We start from the raw sequence: 1627 nt of genomic DNA, 5'->3' as shown, positions 1-1627 counted from the left end.
ATCATCTGTAAGCATGTTGTAATCCCCGTAATCAGTCTCAAACATATTGCATTGAATTAATGCACGTTGTTCTTCCTGTTGCCATTTGCCATCTATTTCAGGTGCACCAAAGTATTCATTGTTAAAGCGACGTGCTGAACGAGCTACAATGAGTTGAAGGAAACAATCAGGCATTTCTTCCAAAGGAAGCATGGTAATTAGGTCTACTGTAATTGCTGAATCAAAGAAGTTTGTTTGCTTTACTCGGTCGAAAACATAACCATCCCGATTTACATATACAGTTTGTTTATTTGGTTCCAGCATTGAAATATAATCAGCATTGAATTTAATCATACGACTATATGAATCAGGTGATAGACGTGCTGAACGTTGGATATTAAAAGTCCATCCTTCTGATTGAAGTTTACGATTTTCACGATCTAAAATACGTAGTGCGTTTACTACGTCAGAGTTTGACGTGTCTAAAGATGAGCTTTGCATCTCGCCTATACTACCGATGATATCGTTCACACAATCTAAAGTAATAGCGGAATAGACATTTGTTGAATATGAAGTTGCCATTTTGATTACTCCTATTAATGACGAAAAAAAACCCATACCCACAATGAGTGGATATGGGTATTTATAAATTTATTTTTTTAGTGGTTATTATTCGCCACTTGCTTTTAGAACAATTGCAGCAGCAGCTTCAGGACGTAGGCCACCAACACCACATGCAAGAGTGGAAACGATTAGGTCGCCTTGGTATTCTGCTTTACGTTCACGTTCTAATTTAACGTCTTTTAGTTTCACCATACCTACAGCAGATTTGTGTGCTAATAGAACTACTACGTTTTCTTTAGTAACCTCACCAGTAGTCGGGAAGGTATGCTTAGGATCTACTGAACCACTTAGGTGTGGAACTTCTACGATTGTCCAGCCACCAACGTTAGACAACACACCTTTCTCAAGATCACCAAGTGCGGAATATTGAGCACTGTTTGGCATTAGAGCAGCAAGAATAGCTGAGTAGGTTTCTGGTTCAACATATGCATAACGGTCGCCAGTTAGAACGTAGTTGTCTGTAAATGCACCACGTGCAACCATTAGTTGGGATAGAATTGCTTTACCAAAATCAGCAGGATTAGAAGAGGCATCAATTGCATAAACTTTAGTATGACCAAGACCCGGTAGATTCTCATCTGTACCAGTATTAGTAAGAATAGCAATTTCAGCGAGAACGTTTTGGTCAACGGTAATAGCAAGACTTTCACCAAGTTGATTTGCATATTCTTGACGGCTATCGAAATAAGCCATAGCGTTTTGAATATCAAATACAATAGTAGAAGCAGCAAGTAGACCATCAATAGTAATTACTTTTTCAGTATTCTTAATTGCAGTTTGCTTATCAAGAACTGATTCACCCGGTGCCAAGTAGAAAGCAGCAGCCCGACCAATTACAGGGAAGGCAGCACTTTTACCACTGGCAATAGTGCGAGTAATAATTTTGTCCATAGTTACAGAACGACGTGCAAAAGCAGTTAGAACTTCACCGGAAAAGACTTTTAGAAATAGAGCTAGGTTATCTGAAGGGGAACCGTTCTTACCAGAATCAACACCCTGAAGTGTACCATTATTAATTGTAGAC

The 1627-nt window shown here is 38.9% G+C and carries 2 protein-coding genes; both read right to left on the bottom strand.

What is annotated here, in order from left to right; all coding sequences use genetic code 11:
- A partial coding sequence (locus LZ634_RS22155) for a phage tail protein (RefSeq protein WP_234508891.1) occupies positions 1–561 on the bottom strand: 561 nt, incomplete at its 3' end.
- 87 nt (positions 562–648) lie between these two features.
- Positions 649–1627, bottom strand: a 979-nt coding sequence (locus LZ634_RS22150; RefSeq protein ID WP_234508890.1) for a phage capsid protein, incomplete at its 5' end; no start/stop codon positions are given.

It is taken from the genome of Kluyvera intermedia, from assembly GCF_021440345.1.
GTDB classification, from domain to species: domain Bacteria; phylum Pseudomonadota; class Gammaproteobacteria; order Enterobacterales; family Enterobacteriaceae; genus Kluyvera; species Kluyvera intermedia_A.
This window is presented reverse-complemented; position numbering and strand designations above follow the sequence as displayed.